Below are 22,686 nucleotides of genomic sequence, written 5' to 3' on the forward strand. Positions count from 1 at the left end.
GCTATACTACTAAGAGTAACTAATTCAAGGAGACTATTTATGGAACTTAAACACCGTTCAGAATTTCCCGAAAACGAACTTTGGGATTTAACTGCTCTTTATAAAGACCGTCAGGATTTTCTTTTAGCTATCGAAAAGGCCTTAGCCGATATTGACACTTTCAAGCGTAACTATGAAAATAAGCTTCGTACAACAGAGGATTTCACGGCTGCCCTCATGGAAATTGAACAGATTTACATTCAAATGAGCCACATTGGCACTTATGCTTTTATGCCTCAAACCTCTGATTTTTCGAGTGAGGAATTTGCGCAAATTGCGCAAGCTGGCGCTGACTTCGAAACAAAGGCTGGGGTAGCCCTTTCATTCTTTGACACGGCACTTGCAAGTGCAGACACTGCTGTTTTAAATGAGCTAGAAAGAAATCCCTACTTCAGCGCAGCCATTCGTCAGGCTAAAATCCAAAAAGAACACTTGCTCAGTCCTGAAGTGGAAAAGGCTCTTACAAATCTCAACGAAGTGCTCGGGGCACCTTACGATATCTACACTAAGATGCGCGCTGGCGATTTTGAGATGGACGACTTTGAGGTGGATGGCAAGGTCTACAAAAATAGCTTTGTAACCTATGAAAATTTCTTCCAAAACCATGAAAATTCAGAGATTCGTGAAAAATCTTTCCGTTCTTTTTCAAAAGGACTTCGTCAACATCAAAATGCTGCTGCCGCTGCTTACCTAGCTAAAGTCAAATCTGAAAAATTGATTGCGGACATGCGTGGCTATGATTCTGTTTTTGATTACCTATTGGCTGACCAAGAGGTGGACCGTGCCATGTTTGACCGTCAAATTGACCTCATCATGAATGACTTTGGTCCTGTGGCGCAGAAATTCCTCAAACACGTGGCACAAGTCAATGGTCTTGAAAAAATGACCTTTGCCGATTGGAAATTAGATATTGATAATGACCTCAATCCTGAAATTTCCATCGACGACGCTTATGATTTAGTCATGAAATCCGTTGCGCCACTTGGTCAAGAATACGCTCAGGAAGTGGAACGTTATCAGACAGAGCGTTGGGTAGACTTCGCTGCCAATGCTAACAAAGATTCAGGTGGTTATGCTGCCAACCCTTACAAGGTGCACCCTTATGTTCTCATGAGCTGGACTGGTCGTATGAGTGATGTTTATACCCTAATCCACGAAATTGGACACTCTGGTCAGTTCATTTTCTCTGATAACCATCAAAGTTATTTCAACACACACATGTCAACTTATTATGTTGAAGCTCCTTCGACCTTTAATGAATTACTCCTCAGTGACTACTTGGAGCATCAATTTGACAGCCCTCGTCAAAAACGCTTCGCACTTGCCCATCGTTTGACAGACACTTACTTCCACAATTTTATCACGCACTTACTTGAAGCTGCCTTCCAGCGCAAAGTTTACAGCCTTATTGAGGAAGGTGGAACTTTCGGTACCGAACAACTCAACACCATTATGAAAGAAGTTCTGACTCAATTCTGGGGTGACGCCGTAGAAATTGATGACGATGCAGCCCTCACTTGGATGCGTCAAGCTCACTACTACATGGGACTTTACAGCTACACTTATTCTGCTGGCTTGGTCATCTCGACCGCCGGCTACCTCAATCTCAAGAACAATCCGAATGGTGCTAGCGATTGGCTGGAATTCCTCAAATCAGGTGGAAGCCGTACACCACTTGACACTGCTCTCCTGATTGGCGCCGACATTTCAACAGACAAACCGCTCCGCGACACCATTACTTTCTTGTCCGATACTGTGGACCAAATCATCGCTTATTCAAAGGAGATTGACCATGACTAGTCTTTTCGATTTTATTGTTAAAGGGCAGGATGGCAATGAGATCGCGCTAGCTGATTACAAGGGAAAAGTCACTCTTGTCGTCAACACTGCCACAGGTTGTGGATTGACACCACAATACGAAGGTCTCCAAAAACTATACGACGACTACCGCCAATACGGCTTTGAAATTTTGGATTTTCCCTGCAATCAATTTGCTGGGCAAGCACCAGGAACTGCTGAGGAAATCAATAACTTTTGCAGTCTAAATTACCAAACAAGCTTCCCACGTTTTGCCAAAATCAAAGTTAACGGAAAAGAAGCTGACCCGCTCTATGTCTGGCTAAAGGACCAAGCTTCTGGTCCACTCGGTAAACGTATTGAATGGAACTTTGCTAAATTTCTAATTGACCGAGAGGGCAATGTTGTCAAACGCTTTTCATCTAAGACAGAACCAAGAAAAATTGAAGAAGCTATCAAGAAGTTTCTTTAAGATAATAAGAGATGCCCACTCGAGCATCTCTTATTTAGATTATTGTTTATAAACTTCTTGGTAAAATTCAACCTTATCGCCGTTTTTGACTTTGATTTTGTCCGCAGCTTTTGGTGCCATTTTGCCGTTAACTTTGAACATCCAATATTTACCGGCTTTTTCGTCTTGGCTGATGCCGTCGATTGAGGTGATGAAACCATCTTTTTCAACAACCTTATAGTTGTCCTTGAGAACATCCATGACCGTGTCACCTTTGTCCGCAGTCACTTTTTCATCAATCGTATTCGTATCTTCTTTAACGACGAGTTGGATTTTTAGGCTTTCAGCCGATGAGCTGGCGCTTGTCTTTGTAGCACCGCTATTGCCGCAGGCGACCAAAACAAGGGACATGAGTCCGACCAGCAGCAGATTAAAAACTTTTTTCATGATAAAATCTCCTTAGAATAGGTAAAATGAGGGGATAAAAGAGGATTGTCGATAGGGCGTGCGCTAAATTGAAACTAGCCCCCGCTAAAACATAGGTCCACCAAGGCATGCTATAAATGAAGGCATAAAAAGAATCAATGACCACCCCATAAACAATCCCCATCATCCCCGCCAGCAGTGCTTGAGGCACAACTTCATTTATTTTACCAAATTTCAAGACTTTTGTCAGTGGGTATAAAAGCCATTTCCAAAGGCATAGGATAAGAGCGAATGAAAGAATTTGCCAGAAAACCCAGGGACCAAATCCCATCAGAAATGAAGAAACGAGCATCGTGATAGCCATTATTGAAATGCTATCTGTTAATCCCAAACTCACCGAACTGATGAGGAAGATAGCTGTGATAGGTTGCACATTGGGCAAACTTGCAAAGGCATAGCGGAGAACCACACAGAGTGCTGATAAAATAGCAATTCGAGTGAGATGCTGTAAAGATTTTGAAACTGTCATAGGTCTATTATATAGTAAAAGAGGTTAGGATAAAACTCCCTAACCTCTCTTTATTTTGTCTGAACTAATCTCAAGTCGCAGTGGTTGAGTGGCATCTAAGCACTGATAAATCAGCACTTAGAGACCTACTCAACTGTGCGGAGGTGGGAGTGAAACAGTCTGGGGAGAGACTGTTTCAGCCCAAACCGAGAAATAAAGACGTGAGGGAAAATCGAAGACTTCGTCTTACCGATTTCTGTTCCACTCTCTTTTTTACTATTATTCCCTATTCCCAAATTTCTTTGATAATATCATTTACCAAAGCTAATTTAGCCCATTGGTCTTCTTCTGTTAGGGTATTTCCTTCTTCTGTTGACGCAAAGCCACATTGAGTTGATAGCCACAATTGTTCCAAGGGTAGGTATTTTTCTGCTTCATGGATACGAGCGATAACAGCTTCTTTGTCCTCTAATTGACCATCTTTAGTCGTAATCAGACCGAGCACAGCAACTTTGCCTTCTGTTACTTCTGCTAAAGGCTCGAAACCACCTGCGCGTTCGGTGTCAAATTCTAGGAAGTAAGACGATACAGCCTCCTTGCCAAACAAATCTGCTGCAACAGCTTCGTAACCGCCTGATGAAGCCCAAGTAGAATGGAAATTACCACGACAAACGTGAGTGTTAACTGTCAGTCCTTCTGGAACATTTTGATAAACATCATTGTTCAAAGTTAAGAAGAGATGTGACAATTCCTTGTGGACTTCCTCTCCTGTTTTTCCTTGAGCTGCTCCCCAACCATCTAGGAAGTTTTTATCAACCAAACATCCCCAAGTACAGTCGTCAACTTGAAGAGTTTTCAAACCTGATGCTACCAAATCATCAATAACTTGTAAGTAGGCTGCTTTAATGTCTTGGCGGAGCTCGTCAAAATTAGGATATATCTCTGCGAGTCGCTCAACATGCTCTGCATCACGAATCAATTCAAAGTAAAATTGAGCTGGCGCAGGAATCGTATATTTCGCTTCAACACCTTTGCCTTCTACCGCTTTTGCCAAAAATTGATAAGCTGAAACGAAAGGATGATTCTGACCAGAAATTTTACCCGCTACAATTGCTGAGTCAGCCTTGGTTGTTTCACCATGGAAATGATAGCCTTCTGCTGCTTGGACATGGTCAACACCCTGGAATCCCCAGAAGAAATCCAAATGCCAGTATGAACGACGGAATTCCCCATCTGTCACTTTTTCAAGTCCCGCAACAATTTGTTTATCCACCAAATCAAAGATGGCTTGATCTTCAACTGCTTTTAATTCTTCAGCTGTAACAGTTCCATTTTCAAAACCTGCACGAGCTTCTTGCAAAGCCTTTGGACGAAGAAATGAGCCAACGTGTTCAATGTATTTTTTAGTCATGTGATTACCTCTTTATTTATTTGTTGAACTCATTTTATCAATCTTTGGTATAGCTGTAAAATATATATTTTATATCTATTGTTATAGTTTTTGACTATATAATTATTTTTAGATATAGTTTTAAACTATATCTGGACAAGAAAAAAGAGAGGTTGCCCTCTCTAGTCAAATTATCCCCAAACTTTGTCTGTAATCGTTTTGATGAGTTGTAATTTTTTCCACTCGTCTTCTTCTGTCAAGATATTTCCTTCTTCGGTAGAAGCAAAGCCACATTGGGTTGAAATACCTAGATTTTCAAGTGGAACAGTCTGTGCAGCTTCATTGATACGCGCAATAACTGCATCAATATCTTCCAATTCTGGTTTCTTAGATGTGATAACACCTAAAACCAGCTCTACATTTGGACGGTTATTCCAGATAGTAGCAAGTGGTGAGAAGTCCCCTGAACGGCTGTCATCGTATTCAAGGAAGAAAATATCGTAGTTCAATTGACCAAGATATTCTGCAACAACATTGTAGCCACCTTCAAAAAGGTAAGTCGATTGGAAATTACCACGGCAGATGTGCGTAGCTGTTGTCAAATCTTCAGGAAGATTTTCTAAAGCCTTGTTAATCAAGTAAACAGCATCTTTAGCATTTTTTTCAGCTTGTGCTTTTTCCTCAGCACTACCTTGAGACAATTGTTGAATCAAGAATGCCCAAGTTGTGTCGTCCAATTGCACATAGCGTGCACCCAAATCGTAAAAGTGAAGAATAGTATCGTGATAAGCTTGAGCCAAACCGTCAAGGTAAGCTTCCCACGTGTCATAATGGTCCAAAGCTTGGTCAGAACGGTTATCACGGAACAAGAGACTTGGGCTTGGAATGGTTACTTTTGGTGTAACCCCTTCTGGTGTGATTGATTTGAGGTATTGGAAATCACGATAAAATGGGTGTTCTGGATTCTCAGCAATTTTTCCATTGATACGAACATTGGTTGTACGTGTTTTTGCTCCGTGGAATTTATAAGAATCCTTTTGAAGATAGCTTTCAAGTCCTGTTAGGTTCCAAAGGAAGTCCAAATGCCACCAAGAGCGACCGAACTCACCATCTGAAACCACTTGAAGGCCATTTTCAACTTCGTGATGAACGAGATCTTTTACAAGCTTGTCTTGAACTGCTAGCAAGTCTGATTGACTAATTTTTCCTTCTGAAAACTGCTCACGAGCTTCTTTCAATTCTTGCGGACGAAGGTAGCTTCCTACATGGTCAAAATGAAAATGTATTTTTGTCATTAATTAATACCTCAATTACTTTTGTTGCCATTATTCTACCACTGTCAGATATAGGTGTAAAATATATATTTTTTATTGTTTGTTATAGTTAATATCTATAACATCTTTTGAAATATTTTTTTATTATGACATTTTCGTAACATTTATAACAAAAAGCAACCGCTTTTTTAAAATAAAGTAAATAAGCCTGTAAACTTTGATTTTTTAGGGCTTTTACGTTACAATATCAATAATGAGAAGAAGAATTAAGCCTATTGTGGTCATCATTTTTCTTGGTTTACTCGCTCTTATTTTAATTATCGGTAAATTTTCTTCGGATGCCATACTCAAGCGACAACTGGCTGACGCGAGTAACAGTATTCCGAAAGTGAGTAGCTCTAGTAAGAAGAAAAGAACAACCACATCATCCCAAAAAGAAGAGTTTGTTCTTAATCCAATTATCGACCTTTCTGGTTGGCAACTTCCTAGTGAGATTGATTATGACACTTTATCAAAAAATATTTCTGGTGCCATTGTTCGAGTTTATGGAGGTTCTCAAATCACTGTGGACAATAATGCCGCCTACACGACCGGAGTTGATAAATCATTTAAGACACACATTAAAGAATTACAAAAGCGCAAGGTTCCCGTTGCCGTTTACAGTTATGCACTCGGGTCAAGCGTTAAAGAAATGAAAGCTGAAGCCAGAACTTTTTATAAATCAGCATCTCCTTATAATCCGACCTACTACTGGATTGACGTTGAAGAACAGACGATGACCGATATGAATAAGGGGGTCAAAGCCTTTCGTGAAGAGCTCAAACGTTTGGGTGCTAAGAATGTTGGAATTTATATTGGAACCTACTTCATGTCTGAGCAGAGAATATCTGTCAAAGGTTTTGATGCTGTATGGATTCCTACCTATGGTAGCGATTCTGGTTACTATGAAGCTGCTCCTGAGACTGAGCTCGATTACGACTTGCATCAGTACACCTCACAAGGTTATCTTAACGGATTTAGTAATCCTTTAGACCTGAACCAAATTGCGGTGAATAAGGATGCTAAGAAAACCTACAAGAAACTCTTTGGTAGTGTTGATAAAAAATAGATGAAACGACAGATGTTGAGAATACTCAGCATCTTTTTTGTAACCTTAATTAAAGAATTTTTTAGCTTTTTATGCTATGCTTAGCACCATGTCTAAAACTGGAACTCAATCACGGCGCCAACGACGTCAGAAAAGATTAAATTGGAAATTGTTACTTGGTCTTTTTAGCCCGCTCTTCATTTTATCAGGCCCACTGGTTGTTTGTTTTTCGGGTCACCAAATCTTACTCGACTTCAGCGACAGCTTCCATTGCTAATAATACTGTCGTCTATGCCAGTCATTTTTCACTGAATTCTAAGAAACTTCAGGCGCAAACAGTGTCTGTCAAGAACTACCAATTGACTAAACGGCAAGGCAAAAGGGTTCTTCTTGCCAAGATTACGGCCAGTAATAAAACCTATTTTGTTAAGGCTGATTCTTTAACTCTCAATCAAACCAATACTATCAATCAATACGTCACCCAGCTGGGATACCCTAAAGTTAAGGTCAAAAGTAAGGATGAAGGTTTCTCTCAATCTAGCTACAAAACCGCTTCGGGTAATCCCAAAGGAATTGTCATCCATGATACAGGGACGGAAGACTCTACGATTGCTGCTGAAGTTAGCTATATGAAATCTTCTTATGAGGAAACGGGCGTTTTTGTTCATACTTTCATTGATTCAAGTCAAATTTTAAACATTGCCAATGTAGGTCAAATGGCTCAGGGAGCTGGGGCTAAAGCCAATCCCTACTACATTCAATTTGAAATGACACATGTATATACCCAAGCCTATTTTGCAAATCAACTAGCAAATGCTGCTTATTACAGTGCTCTCATGCTCAAAACCTACCATTTACCAGTCACTAAGGGGCAAAAAGATGGCTCTGGCACTGTTTGGACCCATGAAATGGTTTCGCTTTATCTGGGTGGCACAGACCACGTTGACCCAACAGATTATTGGTCATCGACAGCCAAACAATTATTTGGCGTTGACTATGATGTTGACGACTTTATAGAACTAATTCAGGCTTACTATAATAGCTTGTAAATGGTATAATGAAGGGGAGAACGTTCACGAGATTGTTAGAAAATATGAAAGATTGGAGTTGCTTGTGGCAAAAAAATCAAAAGTAAAATTGAAAAAAACTCTTGTCGACCAAATCTTAGACAAGGCTAAAATTGACCATGATAGTCTTAGTTTTAATGGCTTAGAGGGGGAGCTTCCTGAAGATATCAATCGTGAGGATATTTTTAAAACTTTGGCTCTGATTGGTGATAAAACTGGTCCTCTTATCGGGATTGTTCCGATTACCGAGCATCTTTCTGAGAAAAAATTGGCTAAGGTCTCAGGTAATAAAAAGGTCAGTATGATTCCTCAAAAGGATCTCCAAAAAACGACTGGCTATGTCCACGGCGCTAATAATCCGGTCGGTATTCGCCAAAAACATCAATTTCCAATATTTATCGATACGGTTGCTCTTGAAAAGGGAAAAATGATTGTTTCAGCTGGTGAACTCGGTCGCTCTATTCGTGTTGATAGTCAAATTCTAGCTGACTTTGTCCAAGCTGAATTTGCCGATTTAAAAGAATAAAACTAACGAGGTTTATGAGATATGAAATTTTATTTTGTCCGACATGGTAAAACACAATGGAATCTTGAAGGGCGTTTCCAAGGTGCAAATGGAGATTCGTCTCTGCTAGAGGAAGCTATCCTAGAACTAGAATTATTGGGGCGTCACTTATCTGATATCCATTTCGATGCGGTCTTTTCAAGTGACCTTCCTCGTGCTCGTCATAGCGCGCAGCTATTGATGCAGGAAAATAGTCAGCCAACTGCCATCACGCTCACTAAAAATCTACGTGAATGGAATCTAGGCAAATTAGAAGGTTGTAAAATCACTACCATGACTGCTATTTACCCCAAGCAAATGGATGCTTTTCGCCATAATCTCGCTCTTTTTAAGCCCGATATTTTTGAGGCGGAGACGGTTTATGAAACAACTCACCGTGTGCAAGAGTTGGTGGCATCTTGCCAAAACCAAGGCTTTGAAAATGTCTTAATGGTTGGTCATGGCGCTAACTTAACTGCCTCAATACGTAGTTTATTGGGTTATGAGCTCGGTGACTTACGTCGCAACGGTGGACTTGACAATGCCAGCCTCACCATTTTAGAAACTAAGGACTTCACTCATTTCACTTGTCTTGATTGGAATGATAAGTCTTATCTTTAATAAACTGTTTCTGTATCAGTTTATTAAATAGTAAAAGGACTCAGTTTTACTACCGAGTCCTCTTTAATTATTTCGTATACTTCATGCGAAGTACTTTTTCTTGTTGTGGTGTCAAACGAAGTAAAATGACCACCTTGTCAACACTCATGTTACTTTCAAGCAAGCGTTCTGCTGCCATCATGAGACCGTTGTTGATTCCCATTTCAAGAACAGGGTTTTTCTTATCATTGACGTCAAAAATAAACTTATTATCTGGTAAATCAAACAGGACCTTGACCGCACCGAACAATTGCTCGAAGTTGTCAATAGCAACATCGTAAACTGGCTTAATACCAGGCTTCAAGCTACGTCCACGGTGATTAAACCACATTGAATGCCAGCCACCATTGAAGGCTCCCATGATATCATTATCGTATGAATCCCCAACATAAAGCGTTGTTGAAGGGGTCATGCCAAACTGCTCTGCCGCCAAGTTGAAGATTTCTTTTTCAGGTTTTTGAAATCCTGTTGCTTGACTGACAATGACACGTTTGGGATCCACATAGTCATAAAGACCGAGCTTCTTAACCTTTTTCAATTGGTGCTCAGTTGGACCATTTGTAATAATCCCCATTGGTACACCTTTTGATTTGAGAAAATCAAGGGTCATACGCATTTCATCCAACATGGTGATGTTTTCTAGCTCATGTTCGTAAACTTCTTGAAAATGCACACCTGTCGCTTCATCAATTTCACGGTATCCAAACTCCAAAAGTGTCTCTTTACAGCGCCAAAAACGGAAATACTCGGTTGTCCACTCACCAGCCATTACACGTGGAAAACCAACATCAGAGTAGTGGCGAAAACGAATATATGCTTGATTTATGTGTGCCATATCAAAGTCATGAAAGCATTTTTCCATGGCAATACGATAAGGCGCCTGTTGGTCATAAATAGTATCGTCAACGTCAAAAACAATAGAGGTAATCATCTGTCCATTCTTTCTTGATTCAATTCTCTTCTCCAGGGACTTAAACACATTAGTAAGTACACTGACTGACAGAAAAAGTAGCCAGCCTTCTAACTGTTTCTCAGCCCAGCAAAAGTTAGCTTTAGGTCAACCGTCCATAGCCAGTCCTGCCTGTCTTTTTTGACCTGCATGCAACTGCCCAAACAGCTTTATTATATCGTTTTTAATCTATCTTTTCAATTTTCCGCTTCACTTCTCTTAGGAAATCTAGTCTATTTTCTAAAGGTGTTGAGCCATTAAAAAAGGTTTGGAACACCAGATCCCAAACCTTCAAGCATTTTGAACTAATCTAATGCTTATTGAATTTCTTTAAAGGTCATTTTTTGTTTAACTTCACCTTGACCGCCTTTAGCGATTTGGTAGAAAAAGTCTTTTGATGTGAAGTGGTCACCATAAGCAAAGACCTCGTTATATTGCCATTGTGACACTTGATCATTTTCTTTTTTACCAAGGGTAAGCGTTGTTTTCGTTACGCTATATTCCCATTTAGCTGATTGATCATTGTAGGCCTTGTCAAAAGCGTCTTGACTTTTAGTGGCATTAAGAACAGTTGTACGGTCCTGACCGACAATCGCCTTGTTACCACCTTCTTGGAAGGCAACATACATGACACGGCTATTGACCTCACCGTTTAGTGAGCTTGAGTATTGATAAACCTTACCAGGTACAACACTATCTAAATGGTGTGTGCCCCAATAATAGAAAGCACCGAAACCAGTACCCGTAATCACAAGGCAGGCAAGAATCACACTAATAATGATATTTCTCTTTGACATGCTGTGCCCCTCTCTAGTTATCACCATTTAGATCATCAAAAGTTGCATCTGAGTCTGAATCACTATGACTTGAAGAACTTGAGCTCATGCGTGATTCTGTTTGAGAATCATCATTTGAAGAATTCTTAGATTCAGATGATTTTTCAGAGCTTGATGATGAGCTTTCTTTTTCTTTGTAAACGTCAATGTTGAAGGTCCATTTATCGCGTTGGTAAGTTACCTTAATTTGCGCATATTTTGCCTTGATTAAATCTGACATCTTGCTGTCTCTATTAAGGGCATCATAGATTTTTTCTGCAAGAGCCTTGGCATTAGATTCAGTTTTGGCACCATCTTTTGGTCCATCAACGATATCTTCTGCTTTAGGTGTTTCACCTTGACGGTAGAGAGCTGTGCTTTCAGCATCTTTCTTATCTTCAGTGTTACCACCTGCTGTGTCAGTCACATGTGAGAAGAAAGACCATGCTGGGCGGCTACCTGAGCGTTTTTGTTGATAAACTTGTTCGAATTCGCTTTGAACCTTATCTTGGAAAGCGTCATCAGACAATTCTTTTTCCTTAGAACTTTCTGTACTTGATGAAGCATCTTTAGATTCCTTAGATTCTGATGATGATGAAGATGAATCCTTGCTATCTTTAGAATCTTTGGTATCTTTGTCACCTGAGTTATTGTTAGTATTTGAGAATGAAAGACTGTTGTCAGAATTATCTGGTGCATAGATAACAGTGTTCTTAGAGTGGTCATCAGATACAAACGTCGTATTTTTGATGACAACACGGTTGTGGTCTCCATAGTAGTTGTTGATAACTACTTTAGAGTTAGCACAACGATGACCACTACCAGTCACATGGTAATCTGTTGGTACTTGACCATCACGATTCAAGATGAGAACATCACCTGCATAGATAAGGTCAATATTCTGAATATTGTTATCGTAAGCTAATTTTTCAACTGAAATACCAGTAGCTTGAGAGATTCCCCACAAAGTATCTCCCCATTGAATGACGTATTGTTGACCATTCAATTGTTTTGGATTGATGTTTTGAGTTGTCAGATTATTTGTAATTTGTTCAGGTGTGCTAGCAATCCAGTTTGTGATGTCAGCGGCATGAGCACTTGTTTGATTTTGATAAAAGCTATCTGCCAAAACAGATACTGTTGGCATCCCAATAGGTGCTAGTAATGCACCAAACATAAGGGCCTTACTAACATAATTTTTCTTTTTCATCATATATTCTCCTTATTAAATACGAAACTTCCACTGATATTGGACACCTGGCTTAATAGATTTGTCAATAAATTCTGTAACTTTCTAATCAAAGATTAATGCTATCTCTCTATTTTTTCTAAAAATAGAGAATTTTCCCTCTGACATTCGACCATTTCTCCTATCTTTAGAGGGATATTTATGATACAATGATAACTACTATAATGATAACGACTATTTTATGGAGGACTAACATGTCAAATCAACACATGGAAGAATTAAACGATCAACAGATTGTCCGTCGTGAAAAAATGGCGACCTTGGCTGAACAAGGAATCGACCCTTTTGGTAAGCGATTCGAACGCACAGCTACATCTGGTCAATTAAAAGATAAATACGCTGATAAAACGAAAGAAGAATTGCACGAAATCAACGATACTGCTACTATTGCAGGTCGTCTGATGACAAAACGTGGTAAAGGTAAAGTTGGCTTTGCCCACATCCAAGACCGTGATGGTCAAATCCAAATCTACGTACGTAAAGATGCGGTCGGTGACGAAAACTACCAAATCTTCAAAAAAGCAGACCTTGGTGACTTCCTCGGTATCGAAGGTGAAGTCATGCGTACAGATATGGGAGAACTTTCTATTAAAGCTACCCACATCACTCACTTGTCTAAAGCCCTTCGCCCACTTCCTGAAAAATTCCATGGTTTGACTGATGTGGAAACTATCTACCGCAAACGTCACCTTGATTTGATTTCAAATCGTGAAAGTTTCGAACGTTTTGTTACTCGCTCAAAAATCATTTCTGAAATCCGTCGTTATATGGATAGCAATGGTTTCTTAGAAGTTGAAACACCTATTCTTCACAACGAGGCTGGTGGGGCTGCAGCTCGTCCATTCGTCACTCACCATAACGCCCAAGATATCGATATGGTGCTTCGCATCGCAACTGAGTTGCACTTGAAACGCCTTATTGTTGGTGGTATGGAGCGCGTTTATGAAATTGGACGTATCTTCCGTAACGAAGGTATGGATGCTACTCACAATCCTGAATTCACTTCTATCGAAGCTTACCAAGCTTATGCTGATTTCCAAGACATCATGGATTTGACAGAAGGTATTATCCAACATGCCGCTAAAGCTGTTAAAGGTGACGAACCAGTCATCTATCAAGGTACAGAAATCAAAATCAACGAGCCATTCAAACGTGTTCACATGGTTGATGCCATTAAAGAAGTTACTGGTGTAGACTTCTGGAAAGAAATGACCTTAGAAGAAGCGCAAGCTCTTGCTGCTGAGAAAAATGTCCCACTTGAAAAACACTTCAACACTGTTGGACACATCATCAATGCTTTCTTTGAAGAATTTGTTGAAGAAACCTTGATTCAACCAACCTTTGTTTACGGACATCCAGTTGAAGTCTCACCACTTGCTAAGAAAAATGCAGATGACCCTCGATTCACAGACCGTTTCGAACTCTTCATTGTTAAGAAAGAGTATGCTAACGCCTTCACTGAGTTGAACGACCCTATTGACCAATTGTCACGTTTTGAAGCGCAAGCTGCTGCCAAAGAACTTGGCGACGACGAAGCGACAGGCATTGACTACGACTACGTTGAGGCACTCGAATACGGTATGCCACCAACAGGTGGACTCGGTATCGGTATCGACCGTCTCTGCATGTTGTTGACAGATACAACAACTATTCGTGACGTTTTGTTGTTCCCAACGATGAAATAATACCTCAAACACTAGCCTAAGTGCTGGTGTTTTTTGATGCCTTTATGACACAATTATGACAGTTCTGTAAGCAGTTTATATGACAATTATGTTATACTAGTTACATGAAACAAGATGTCACAACTTTTACTGGTCTGTCGAATTCAGAGGTGCAAGAAGCCTATCACGCTGACCAACTTAATAAAATAACTCAAGTCAATCAAAATGATTATTGGTCTATTATCAAGCGCAATGCTTTCTCGCTTTTCAACTTACTCAACTTGATTATCGCCATCATTTTGGGATTGGTTGGGGCATGGTCAAATATGGTTTTCATGCTGGGAATTCTTGTCAATGCTCTTTCTGGTATCTTGGTTGAGATTCGTGCCAAGTGGATGGTTGACAAGCTGAATCTACTCAGCAAAGAGCCTGTGAGAACTATTCGAGATAGCAAAACAGTCAAGATTAAGGCTGAAGAATTAGTTTTGGGAGACTTGATTGAACTATCTGCTGGAGAGCAAGTTCCTAGCGATGGAAAAGTTATTGCAGGCTTTGCAGAAGTCAACGAAGCCATGCTGACTGGCGAAAGCGATTTTGTCAAAAAAGATAAGGGGGCTGAGGTGCTATCTGGTAGTTACCTAACCAGCGGGCATATCTATGTGATTTTGACGAGGGTCGGTGATGATAATTACGCTGCACAGCTCATGCGCGCTGCCAAGCAATACAAGCCGACACAGTCTCAAATCATCAGTTCCTTGGATAAGATTGCTTCATTTACAGGAAAGATTCTGCTACCTTTTGGAGTCATTCTTCTGCTTGAAGCAATTTTCGTCAAAGCCATCCCTGTTAAGGAAGCTGTTATTTACACGGCTGCGCCTATGCTGGGGATGTTGCCTAAAGGAATCGCCCTACTAACTATCAGTAGCTTACTGACTGCCGTTTTAAAATTAGGTCAGAAAAATGTCTTGGTGCAAGAGATGTATTCGGTAGAGACTCTTGCACACGTTGACACACTTTGTCTTGATAAGACTGGGACAATCACCGAAGGGAAAATGTCTGTTGAGAAGTCCATCTCTTACATGCCTTCTATCGGTGCTTATCATTTTGAGGATTACCTTACTGCTTATATGACTGCTAGTGAGGACCAAAATCCCACAGCGCAAGCTATCCGCCAATACCTTGGCGACCGTCAAAGTGATTTTACAGTTGTAGACAGCATCCCATTTTCAAGTGGACGTAAGTGGGGAGCGATTTCCTTTGCAGAGCTTGGCAGTGTCTTTCTAGGTGCGCCCGAACTTTTGACTAAAGAAAGAACTACAGAAATGCGTCAGGGACAAGAAGAAGGGGCTCGTGTGTTGGCTTTATGCCACAGTAAGAAGGCCATTTCGTCTGGTCAATCTATCTTGCCGATTGACCTAACCTTGCTGGGGATTATTGTGATTTCTGACCCTATTCGTAAAGGGGTTAAAAAGACCCTTGATTATCTCAAGAGCCAAGAGGTGGACCTCCGCATCATTTCTGGGGACAATCCCGTGACCGTATCAAATATTGCCCGTAAAGCAGGTTTTGATTCTTACCAACGTTACTTGGATTGCTCAACATTAAGCTATGATGAGCTTGATGCTGCTATAGCGACAACTACTATTTTTGGTCGCGTTACGCCCGAACAAAAAAAACAAATCGTGCAAAAATTAAAGAGCCTTGGTCGTACTGTTGCCATGACTGGTGACGGGGTCAATGATATTTTAGCCCTTCGTGAAGCTGATTGCTCCATTGCTATGGCCGAAGGTGACCCAGCAACAAGACAAGTTTCAAATTTAGTGCTACTGCAATCTGACTTCAACGATGTTCCTGAAATTCTCTTTGAAGGACGCCGTGTGGTCAATAACATTGCCAAAGTATCTCCAATTTTCCTCATCAAATCCGTTTATTCATTTGCGATTGCAATCATTTGTATACTGAGTGTTGTGGCAGGTCCCAAATACCTGTTGGTCTACCCTTTCATGCCTCTGCAATTAACCTTGGTTAGTCAGTTCATTGACGGCTTCCCACCATTTGTTTTAAGTTTTGAGCGCAACAATAAGCATGTTGAAAAAGATTTCCTCGGTCATGCTATCAGACTAGCTTTACCTGGTGGACTACTCATCAGCTTCAGCGTTTTAGTTGCTAATATTCTAGCCCCACTGCTTGGCTGGAGTCAAATTGACCTCAATACCATTTCTTATTATCTACTCGGACTTATCAGTATCTTATCTGTTATCAAGGCTTACTGGCCGCTCAACTGGTGGAAGTCTGGTCTCATCTTCTTCTGGTCATTGTTGGGCTTTATCAGCACAGCTATTCTCCTAAAAAAATACCTAAGCATTGGATTAATAAACGCAAGTACCTTCCCAGTTTTCATTACCTTGCTAGTCCTATCAGTCATCATTTTCATTGTGGCTGATCGCTATATTGAGCAAAGAGACCAAGCAAAAATTTAATAATCATCACAAAAGTTGAATCCTTGATTTAGCTTTTTTAGTTTATATAGGTGTCCTTTTTATAAAAATTAAGTATGCTTAACATTGTTCTGGAAATATGTTATAATTAAATCAAAATAAGTTAGAAAGTGTCTTCCTCATGGAAACCCAAAACATACAAGAACCCCAAAAATCACTCAGTGAGGTCAACCAGAGTGTTGATGTCCCGGAAAATAGTTCATTTCTGAGAACTTTGCGAGCCTTTTTAGGTCCTGGCGCCTTAGTAGCAGTCGGCTATATGGACCCTGGTAACTGGATTACCAGCGTCGTAGGTGGTGCTACTTATCGTTACCTCTTGCTCTCAGTTGTCCTCCTTTCCTCTCTCATGGCCATGCAGTTGCAGCAAATGGCAGGAAAATTAGGCATCGTCACCAGACAAGATTTGTCACAGGCAACTGCCTCCTATTTGCCAAAACCTCTCCGCTATCTTTTATTTGTCATCATCGAATTGGCCTTGATGGCAACCGATTTGGCTGAAGTCATCGGCTCTGGTATTGCCCTTCACCTCCTATTTGGTTGGCCCTTGCTCTTTTCCATTTTCATCACAATTTTGGATGTTTTCCTTCTTTTACTCTTGATGAAGCTAGGCGTCCGAAAAATTGAAGCTCTGGTGTCAACCTTGATTATGACGATTCTAGTTATCTTCCTTTACTTGGTTATCGTCTCAAAACCAGATTTAGCAGCCATGGTCGAAGGCTTCATCCCAAGTCCTAGAATCTTTGATTTTGCCAATCGCAGCGCTAATAGCAGGCTGACACTGGCGCTAGGTATCATCGGTGCCACCGTCATGCCACACAATCTTTACCTCCACTCCTCTCTGTCCCAAACCAGAAAAGTCAACTACAAGGACAAGGTATCCATTCGCAAGGCTGTTTCCTTCATGACTTGGGATTCCAACATCCAGCTGACACTGGCCTTCATCGTCAATTCCCTCCTCTTGATTTTGGGGGCATCCCTCTTTTACGGTCATGCTAGTGACATCAGCGCCTTCGCGCAGATGTATAATGCCCTCGCGGATAACCATATTGCTGGGGCTGTTGCAAGCTCCTTCCTCTCAATCTTATTTGCCATAGCTCTGCTAGCCAGCGGTCAAAATTCGACAATCACAGGAACCCTCACCGGGCAAATTGTCATGGAAGGCTTTATTCATCTTCGGATGCCTCAATGGATTATTCGTTTAGTGACTCGTCTGCTTGCTCTAGTCCCTGTCATGATTGTGGCACTGCTATTTGGCCAACAAGAAAAGACCTTAGACCAATTAATTGTCTATTCACAAGTCTTCCTCTCTGTGGCTCTGCCATTTTCCATCTACCCTTTGGTCTACTTCACATCCAACAAGAAAATCATGGGAGAATTTGTCAATGCCAAGTGGAACACCATTCTAGGTTACCTTGTGGCAACTATTTTGACCTTGCTCAACCTAAGATTGATTTGGAGTTTATTCTGAACTTGACAGATTTCAGACAGTGAGATAAAATGAGTTAACCTTAGTTTTTAATAAGGTTAACTCATTTTGTTTTCGAGGTAAATTATGGTAAATAAATCCAATCTTTCATCACTTTTAATCATCGCACTAGGTGCAGCAATGATTGCTGTGCTTTCACAAATTGTTGTTCCTGTGGGTACTGTCCCCTTCACCCTACAAACACTGGGGGTAGGCTTACTGGCAAGCTTATTAAGACCAAAAGAGGCCTTTGGCGCCAACCTCCTTTATCTAGGACTGGGTGCAATTGGCTTACCTGTTTTCGCAGGAGGTACCAGCGGTTTTGCTACTTTGGTTGGACCAACTGCTGGCTTTCTCTGGGGATTTTTGGCTTATGCAGTCGTCTGCTCTGCCATGGTCAAGCGTAACGCAAACCTCTTAAATCTTATCCTTGGAAATCTCTTAGGAACCATTCTCGTCTACGCTTGCGGTATTGCTAGCCTACATTTCCTAGCCAATCTGACTTGGCAACAAGCCTTCCTAGTAGGTGCTCTGCCGTTTTTATTATCAGATGCGCTGAAAATCACTCTCATTGTCCTGTTAAGACAACCTCTTCTCAGAAGTCTCAAACAAACCAATTATTTCAAAGCATAAAAAACAGCTATGGCTCAGTTAACAAGCCATAGCTGTTTTTATTCTTAATACCCTCCATTACCACGGAAAGCATCTAAGATAATTTTAAATTCTTCGTTAGTCAAGGTCACCCCTTTGCCCATCTTAGTATGGTCTGGGTTCCAAGAACGGATATCCCATTTAGGCTCACCACCATTAAAGCTAACGCGGTTAAGTTCTTTTGTCCAACCTTTTTCACTGGTTGAAAGAGTAAGCAAGTGTTCTTCAATCTTAAAAGTAAATTCTGACATTATTTTTTCCTCCTATCTTCTTATTCGTAAAAGATTTTAAAAAGAAGTAATTTTTTGATATTTTTTCAAAAAAATATGGTAAGTCTATTTTAGCAAGTTTTGATGAATTAGGATAGGTCTTTGGAGATAAAAGAGGTTGAGAGAAGAATCTCAACCTTTTCATTTTTCGTACAGACTAATTGTGAGTCGCAGTGGTTGAGTGGCATCTAAGCGCTGATAAACCAGCACTTAGAGACCTACTCAACTTTGCGGAGGTGGAAGTGAAACAGTCTGGGAAAAGACTATTTCAGCCCGAACCGAGAAATAAAGACGTGAGGGAAAATCGAAGACTTCGTCTTACCGATTTCTGTCCCACTCTCTTTAGCTAATTATGCACGTACTGTTTGACTTGAACCATCTTTTTTGTAGAGGTTTACAAGACCTTCTTTGCAGGCACGAATCATGTCACCAGGCTGCACCGCTTGTGGAACTGTAATAGTAAGCAATTCCATTGGATTTGGTGCACGGTCAATTTTATTTCCTTCAGAATCATGAAGATCTTTGATGAAGCATTCGAAGTGACGGAAACCTGGTCCGTAAAATTCAACACGGTCTCCTTCAAGAATAACGTTACGTTGACGGATTGTCGCTGTCATATTATCTTCGTTGAAAGCAACGACTTCACCCACAAATTTGTATTGAGGAATTTTACGGCGGGCACCAAACAATTGTTCGTTTTCAGTTGGTATTTGGTAGTAGAAACCAGTCGCCAACTCACGTTGGGCTACTTTCCACAATTCATCAATCAAATCGTCTTTAATGGCTTCAAATTTTTCACGGCTTTCCAAGTAAGCGTCAACAGCGGCTCTATAACAGTTTGTTACTGTTGATACGTAGTGGATTGATTTCATACGACCTTCAATTTTCATTGAATCAACACCGTTGTCAATCAAGTCTGGAATATTTTCAATCATACACATGTCTACAGCTGACATTGAGAATGGTTCTGGAATTTCACCCTTAAGGGATTTACGTTCTTGACCGAATGGCATATCATAAAGGTCATATTTCCAACGGCACGATTGTGAACAACCACCACGGTTGGCATCACGATGGCTCATGTGATTTGAAAGGACACAACGACCTGAATAAGAAATACACATAGCGCCATGAATGAAGGCTTCAATTTCCAAATCTGTGCGCTTACGGATTTCAGCAAGCTCTTCCATTGAGACTTCACGCGCAAGAACAACACGTGTCAAGCCCATTTCCTTCCAAAAAGCGAAAGTTTCAGCATTTGTTGATGAAGCTTGTGTTGACAAATGGATATTAAGCCCTGGTGCGTACTCTGAACAAATCATGATCAAGGCAGGATCTGATACGATAACTGCATCTAGACCCATATCACGCAATTGGCGGAACCATTCACCGGCACCTTCTTCATTTCCTTCGTGGGTAACCATGTTAGCCGCAACGTGGACGTCGGCACCACGTTCGTGGGCATAGTTAATCCCTTCTTGGAGTTCTTCCATTGAGAAGTTCCCCGCACGGCTACGCAAACCGTATTGTTGTCCACCAACGAAAACAGCATCTGCACCGTAATCGACAGCGACTTTCAATTTTTCAAGTGTCCCAGCAGGCGCCAAGACCTCTGGACGTTTTTTAGTTGTATTTGACATTAAAATGTTCTCCTATTTTCAAGATAAAAGATAATTCTTCACAACATGGTCTAAAGACCATGTCATAGCAGAGCTAGCTGTCGACTAACTCTGACAATGTTTAAAGTAAAAAGTAGATAGCGGTGTATTTTCAGTACACCTGACTCAGTTGAAAAAGTTACCCAGTAGCTCTTCAATGAGTCTCAAGTAACTTGCTATGCCCTGAAATAGAAAACTCTCTCATAGCAAGTAAGAAATCGAAAACTATTTTACGGTATTAGGATCAAATTCATAGAATCCAGTATCAAGACCGCGCCCTGCTGGATGAAGTTTACGAATTTGTTCATCAAATAAGAAGGCTTGGTCTTGGGTAAATTGGCCAGCTTCCATCAAACGACGAACTTCCACAAAGATTTTAGCAATCTCAACGAAGTTGTGCCCTGGGCAGTAGATGCCATCAAGCTTCCAGTGTGTGAAATTGTGGTCTACAAGTTCAGTTAACTTAGTCATCATATCGATGTCATTGTTGATAAAGATATGAGTACCATGCTTGTCTTCATAGATAGAATAATGACTTTCTGGGTCGCTTGGTTCTGCTAAGAAGAGCCCACGTTCACGTGTTTTGGCATCGTCAATGTGCGTAAAATTGTAGTAATTTTGTAGCAAAGGACGTTTAGAATGGTGAATGACTGAAGCACCGTAAACAAGGATTTCAGCTGGAAATTCAAGATTTTCAGAGAGTTTGAACAACTCTGCTGAAGGAATTTCGCGGGCCAAAACTGTTTCAACAGCACCGTGCTGTCCCCAGAAGTTTACCTGACGACTTGACGTCACAAAGACAGAAGTATCATAGATGAGCTTGAAGTTGTAACCATCACGCTTATTCACGTAGAAGACACCGGCATCACCGACAACGAGATAATCAACCTTAATTTCCTTCATCAAATCAAGGAATGGCTTGATATTATCCATCATGTCTTGGTGCATGAGGGCATTACATGCGACGGTCAACTCTTTGCCAGCATCATGTACCAGCTCTGCGATTTGACGTAGTTCCTCATAGGTAAAATTATGTGGAAGACGCAAGCCGTAGTCTTCCTCACCGACATAAATGCGGTCAACGCCAGCAGCCAAAAGTTCTTTGACCTGGTCGATTGACTCAGCTGTAGCTGTAATAATAATTTTTTCCATAACTTATATTATAGCAGATTTTTCAAAAGAAAGAGAGGGTTCTTATCCGAGATTTTTAGCAAAATGAAAAATGAAGAGAGCGAAAGCCCTTCCATTTCCAAAAAAGGATGACAAATGATTTTCTTTATGGTATGATAGGCTAGTATCAAAAGGAGAAAGCTATGCCTGCACCATTAAAGCAGCATCATGATGACGAGCAAGAAAATCTGCAACCTGATGCTAGCCCAAAGTATAAAGAGTTCCAAGAATTTAATAGTAATAGTGCTAAGTTGCGTGAGCTTGTGTTCTTCGCTCGCATTGCTTTGTTCAGTGTCACTACGGTTTTAATCGCCTTTTTATTACTTGTCTTGAATTTATCAGCTATGTGGGCATTTGTCCTAGCCCTACTATCCAGCTTAGCTATCAACTCTGCTGTTACAGCATTCATTTGGTCTCTATTAAAGCAATAAACTCTTCGGGGTTTATTTTTTTGTTGCAAAAAAGACTTGAAGTAAGAACCTCAAGTCTTTTTTCTTATTCAGCTGGTTTGTCTTCCTTGTTATCTTTCTCCTCTACTTCATCAGCAGTGTAGTCGATGATGATATCGTCGTTAGCTGGTGCTTCTTCTTTAACCTCATCGTCAACGACCTTGTCTTTGATATCAGAGAATTTTGAAGAGACTTGTGACACAAGGTCAGAAGCGAAATCTACCACTTCGTCACTTTTTTCTTTGACAGCTGAGAGGACATCTTCTTTTGTCAACTCGCCTGATTCAAATTTTTCCTTGTAATCGTTAAAGGTATCCTTAGCCAATGTTGAATATTCATTGGCTTTTTCTTTTGCCATTTGATGATACTCATCAGGATTTTCTTTGTAGGCCTTATAGGCATTTTCCGCGCGTTGTTTGAATTCTTTTCCTTTTTCAGTTGTTAGGAAATAAGCTGCCGCTGCACCTGAAGCGGCACCTACGATTAGATTTTTAACAAATTTATTCATTCTTATAATTCATTCCTTTCGTTTCACTCAAGGCACAACACTAAATGAAAAGGTGTTGTGCTCTTTATTTTAGTTTACAATAGAGTTGAGAAATTCTA

At 40.6% G+C, this 22,686-nt stretch carries 22 protein-coding genes; 11 read left to right on the plus strand and 11 right to left on the minus strand.

Annotation, left to right across the window (positions count from 1 at the left end; all coding sequences use genetic code 11):
• The first annotated feature begins 39 nt into the window (after positions 1-39).
• Both pepF and IYQ92_RS01660 read left to right on the plus strand, forming a co-directional pair.
• Positions 40-1,839, plus strand: coding sequence for an oligoendopeptidase F (pepF, locus tag IYQ92_RS01655; protein WP_195675020.1), 1,800 nt, complete (start codon positions 40-42; stop codon positions 1,837-1,839).
• Positions 1,832-2,308: a glutathione peroxidase gene (locus IYQ92_RS01660; RefSeq protein ID WP_195675021.1), complete on the plus strand. Its 477-nt coding sequence runs from the start codon at positions 1,832-1,834 to the stop codon at positions 2,306-2,308. Before pepF ends, IYQ92_RS01660 begins: the two co-directional genes overlap by 8 nt.
• Before the next feature lie 39 nt (positions 2,309-2,347).
• On the opposite strand, the gene IYQ92_RS01665 is transcribed toward IYQ92_RS01660, so the two are convergent.
• The 4 genes from IYQ92_RS01665 to IYQ92_RS01680 all read right to left on the minus strand — a co-directional run bounded on the left by IYQ92_RS01665 (position 2,348) and on the right by IYQ92_RS01680 (position 5,906).
• A complete protein-coding gene (locus tag IYQ92_RS01665; protein ID WP_195675022.1) occupies positions 2,348-2,734 on the minus strand; it encodes a DUF4430 domain-containing protein in 387 nt (128 codons plus the stop codon).
• The gene (locus IYQ92_RS01670; protein ID WP_195675023.1) at positions 2,718-3,242 is read right to left on the minus strand and encodes an ECF transporter S component; all 525 of its coding nucleotides are present in this window, start codon (positions 3,240-3,242) and stop codon (positions 2,718-2,720) included. The genes IYQ92_RS01665 and IYQ92_RS01670 overlap by 17 nt, the downstream gene beginning before the upstream one ends.
• Positions 3,243-3,507: 265 nt before the next feature.
• Positions 3,508-4,632, minus strand: a complete 1,125-nt coding sequence (locus tag IYQ92_RS01675) for a 5-methyltetrahydropteroyltriglutamate--homocysteine S-methyltransferase (RefSeq protein ID WP_195675024.1) — start codon at positions 4,630-4,632, stop codon at positions 3,508-3,510.
• A gap of 170 nt (positions 4,633-4,802) precedes the next feature.
• Positions 4,803-5,906 carry a vitamin B12 independent methionine synthase gene (locus IYQ92_RS01680; protein ID WP_195675025.1) on the minus strand — a complete coding sequence of 368 codons (1,104 nt, stop codon included), beginning with the start codon at positions 5,904-5,906 and terminating at the stop codon, positions 4,803-4,805.
• A 232-nt stretch (positions 5,907-6,138) separates the two neighbouring features.
• Here IYQ92_RS01680 and IYQ92_RS01685 point away from each other — a divergent pair, with 232 nt between their 5' ends.
• From IYQ92_RS01685 to IYQ92_RS01700, 4 genes are all read left to right on the plus strand, one after another.
• A complete protein-coding gene (locus IYQ92_RS01685) occupies positions 6,139-6,993 on the plus strand; it encodes a glycoside hydrolase family 25 protein (RefSeq protein ID WP_195675026.1) in 855 nt (284 codons plus the stop codon).
• Positions 6,994-7,190: 197 nt separating this feature from the next.
• Complete coding sequence (locus tag IYQ92_RS01690; protein ID WP_229311259.1) at positions 7,191-8,021, plus strand: peptidoglycan recognition family protein; 831 nt, start codon at positions 7,191-7,193, stop codon at positions 8,019-8,021.
• Between the two features lie 64 nt (positions 8,022-8,085).
• Positions 8,086-8,565, plus strand: coding sequence for an aminoacyl-tRNA deacylase (locus tag IYQ92_RS01695; protein ID WP_195675027.1), 480 nt, complete (start codon positions 8,086-8,088; stop codon positions 8,563-8,565).
• Positions 8,566-8,586: 21 nt separating this feature from the next.
• Positions 8,587-9,204 carry a histidine phosphatase family protein gene (locus IYQ92_RS01700; RefSeq protein ID WP_195675028.1) on the plus strand — a complete coding sequence of 206 codons (618 nt, stop codon included), beginning with the start codon at positions 8,587-8,589 and terminating at the stop codon, positions 9,202-9,204.
• Positions 9,205-9,271: 67 nt separating this feature from the next.
• Here the strand turns inward: IYQ92_RS01700 and IYQ92_RS01705 are convergent, their stop codons facing one another.
• From IYQ92_RS01705 to IYQ92_RS01715, 3 genes are all read right to left on the minus strand, one after another.
• Entirely contained in the window at positions 9,272-10,174 is a 903-nt protein-coding gene (locus IYQ92_RS01705) for an HAD family hydrolase (protein ID WP_195675029.1), read from the minus strand.
• Between the two features lie 335 nt (positions 10,175-10,509).
• The gene (locus IYQ92_RS01710; RefSeq protein WP_195675030.1) at positions 10,510-10,989 is read right to left on the minus strand and encodes a hypothetical protein; all 480 of its coding nucleotides are present in this window, start codon (positions 10,987-10,989) and stop codon (positions 10,510-10,512) included.
• Between the two features lie 13 nt (positions 10,990-11,002).
• Entirely contained in the window at positions 11,003-12,217 is a 1,215-nt protein-coding gene (locus tag IYQ92_RS01715) for a LysM peptidoglycan-binding domain-containing protein (protein WP_195675065.1), read from the minus strand.
• Between the two features lie 233 nt (positions 12,218-12,450).
• On the opposite strand from IYQ92_RS01715, the gene lysS reads away from it, so the two are divergent.
• The 4 genes from lysS to IYQ92_RS01735 all read left to right on the plus strand — a co-directional run bounded on the left by lysS (position 12,451) and on the right by IYQ92_RS01735 (position 18,516).
• Positions 12,451-13,941, plus strand: coding sequence for a lysine--tRNA ligase (gene lysS / locus IYQ92_RS01720; protein ID WP_195675031.1), 1,491 nt, complete (start codon positions 12,451-12,453; stop codon positions 13,939-13,941).
• 104 nt (positions 13,942-14,045) lie between these two features.
• A complete protein-coding gene (locus IYQ92_RS01725; RefSeq protein WP_195675032.1) occupies positions 14,046-16,400 on the plus strand; it encodes an HAD-IC family P-type ATPase in 2,355 nt (784 codons plus the stop codon).
• 139 nt (positions 16,401-16,539) lie between these two features.
• Positions 16,540-17,886, plus strand: a complete 1,347-nt coding sequence (locus IYQ92_RS01730) for an Nramp family divalent metal transporter (RefSeq protein WP_195675033.1) — start codon at positions 16,540-16,542, stop codon at positions 17,884-17,886.
• Positions 17,887-17,970: 84 nt separating this feature from the next.
• Positions 17,971-18,516 (plus strand): biotin transporter BioY, encoded by a 546-nt coding sequence (locus IYQ92_RS01735; protein WP_195675034.1) that lies wholly within the window; start codon positions 17,971-17,973, stop codon positions 18,514-18,516.
• A gap of 44 nt (positions 18,517-18,560) precedes the next feature.
• Here IYQ92_RS01735 and IYQ92_RS01740 read toward each other — a convergent pair whose 3' ends face one another.
• The 3 genes from IYQ92_RS01740 to IYQ92_RS01750 all read right to left on the minus strand — a co-directional run bounded on the left by IYQ92_RS01740 (position 18,561) and on the right by IYQ92_RS01750 (position 21,613).
• Positions 18,561-18,785: a YdbC family protein gene (locus IYQ92_RS01740; RefSeq protein WP_195675035.1), complete on the minus strand. Its 225-nt coding sequence runs from the start codon at positions 18,783-18,785 to the stop codon at positions 18,561-18,563.
• Positions 18,786-19,153: 368 nt separating this feature from the next.
• Positions 19,154-20,443 (minus strand): peptidase U32 family protein, encoded by a 1,290-nt coding sequence (locus tag IYQ92_RS01745; protein WP_195675036.1) that lies wholly within the window; start codon positions 20,441-20,443, stop codon positions 19,154-19,156.
• A 243-nt stretch (positions 20,444-20,686) separates the two neighbouring features.
• On the minus strand, positions 20,687-21,613 hold the full coding sequence (locus IYQ92_RS01750) for a peptidase U32 family protein (RefSeq protein WP_195675037.1): 927 nt from the start codon (positions 21,611-21,613) through the stop codon (positions 20,687-20,689).
• Positions 21,614-21,774: 161 nt separating this feature from the next.
• Between IYQ92_RS01750 and IYQ92_RS01755 the strand changes: the two genes are divergently transcribed.
• Positions 21,775-22,062: a DUF3270 domain-containing protein gene (locus tag IYQ92_RS01755; RefSeq protein WP_195675038.1), complete on the plus strand. Its 288-nt coding sequence runs from the start codon at positions 21,775-21,777 to the stop codon at positions 22,060-22,062.
• A 64-nt stretch (positions 22,063-22,126) separates the two neighbouring features.
• On the opposite strand, the gene IYQ92_RS01760 is transcribed toward IYQ92_RS01755, so the two are convergent.
• On the minus strand, positions 22,127-22,588 hold the full coding sequence (locus IYQ92_RS01760) for a YtxH domain-containing protein (protein WP_195675039.1): 462 nt from the start codon (positions 22,586-22,588) through the stop codon (positions 22,127-22,129).
• Positions 22,589-22,686 lie beyond the last annotated feature (98 nt).

Origin of the sequence: Streptococcus sp. HF-1907, from assembly GCF_015594605.1 — a bacterium.
GTDB lineage: Bacteria > Bacillota > Bacilli > Lactobacillales > Streptococcaceae > Streptococcus.

Excerpts from the sequence above, each read along its gene's own strand:
- IYQ92_RS01675 (WP_195675024.1), bottom strand. The coding sequence starts at position 4,632 with ATGACTAAAAAATACATTGAACACGTTGGCTCATTTCTTCGTCCAAAG.
- IYQ92_RS01685 (WP_195675026.1), top strand. The coding sequence starts at position 6,139 with ATGAGAAGAAGAATTAAGCCTATTGTGGTCATCATTTTTCTTGGTTTA.
- IYQ92_RS01660 (WP_195675021.1), top strand. The coding sequence starts at position 1,832 with ATGACTAGTCTTTTCGATTTTATTGTTAAAGGGCAGGATGGCAATGAG.
- IYQ92_RS01755 (WP_195675038.1), top strand. The coding sequence starts at position 21,775 with ATGCCTGCACCATTAAAGCAGCATCATGATGACGAGCAAGAAAATCTG.
- IYQ92_RS01750 (WP_195675037.1), bottom strand. The coding sequence starts at position 21,613 with ATGGAAAAAATTATTATTACAGCTACAGCTGAGTCAATCGACCAGGTC.
- IYQ92_RS01760 (WP_195675039.1), bottom strand. The coding sequence starts at position 22,588 with ATGAATAAATTTGTTAAAAATCTAATCGTAGGTGCCGCTTCAGGTGCA.
- IYQ92_RS01705 (WP_195675029.1), bottom strand. The coding sequence starts at position 10,174 with ATGATTACCTCTATTGTTTTTGACGTTGACGATACTATTTATGACCAA.
- IYQ92_RS01700 (WP_195675028.1), top strand. The coding sequence starts at position 8,587 with ATGAAATTTTATTTTGTCCGACATGGTAAAACACAATGGAATCTTGAA.
- IYQ92_RS01680 (WP_195675025.1), bottom strand. The coding sequence starts at position 5,906 with ATGACAAAAATACATTTTCATTTTGACCATGTAGGAAGCTACCTTCGT.
- IYQ92_RS01670 (WP_195675023.1), bottom strand. The coding sequence starts at position 3,242 with ATGACAGTTTCAAAATCTTTACAGCATCTCACTCGAATTGCTATTTTA.
- IYQ92_RS01735 (WP_195675034.1), top strand. The coding sequence starts at position 17,971 with ATGGTAAATAAATCCAATCTTTCATCACTTTTAATCATCGCACTAGGT.
- lysS (WP_195675031.1), top strand. The coding sequence starts at position 12,451 with ATGTCAAATCAACACATGGAAGAATTAAACGATCAACAGATTGTCCGT.
- IYQ92_RS01665 (WP_195675022.1), bottom strand. The coding sequence starts at position 2,734 with ATGAAAAAAGTTTTTAATCTGCTGCTGGTCGGACTCATGTCCCTTGTT.
- IYQ92_RS01740 (WP_195675035.1), bottom strand. The coding sequence starts at position 18,785 with ATGTCAGAATTTACTTTTAAGATTGAAGAACACTTGCTTACTCTTTCA.
- IYQ92_RS01745 (WP_195675036.1), bottom strand. The coding sequence starts at position 20,443 with ATGTCAAATACAACTAAAAAACGTCCAGAGGTCTTGGCGCCTGCTGGG.
- pepF (WP_195675020.1), top strand. The coding sequence starts at position 40 with ATGGAACTTAAACACCGTTCAGAATTTCCCGAAAACGAACTTTGGGAT.
- IYQ92_RS01725 (WP_195675032.1), top strand. The coding sequence starts at position 14,046 with ATGAAACAAGATGTCACAACTTTTACTGGTCTGTCGAATTCAGAGGTG.
- IYQ92_RS01710 (WP_195675030.1), bottom strand. The coding sequence starts at position 10,989 with ATGTCAAAGAGAAATATCATTATTAGTGTGATTCTTGCCTGCCTTGTG.
- IYQ92_RS01715 (WP_195675065.1), bottom strand. The coding sequence starts at position 12,217 with ATGAAAAAGAAAAATTATGTTAGTAAGGCCCTTATGTTTGGTGCATTA.
- IYQ92_RS01730 (WP_195675033.1), top strand. The coding sequence starts at position 16,540 with ATGGAAACCCAAAACATACAAGAACCCCAAAAATCACTCAGTGAGGTC.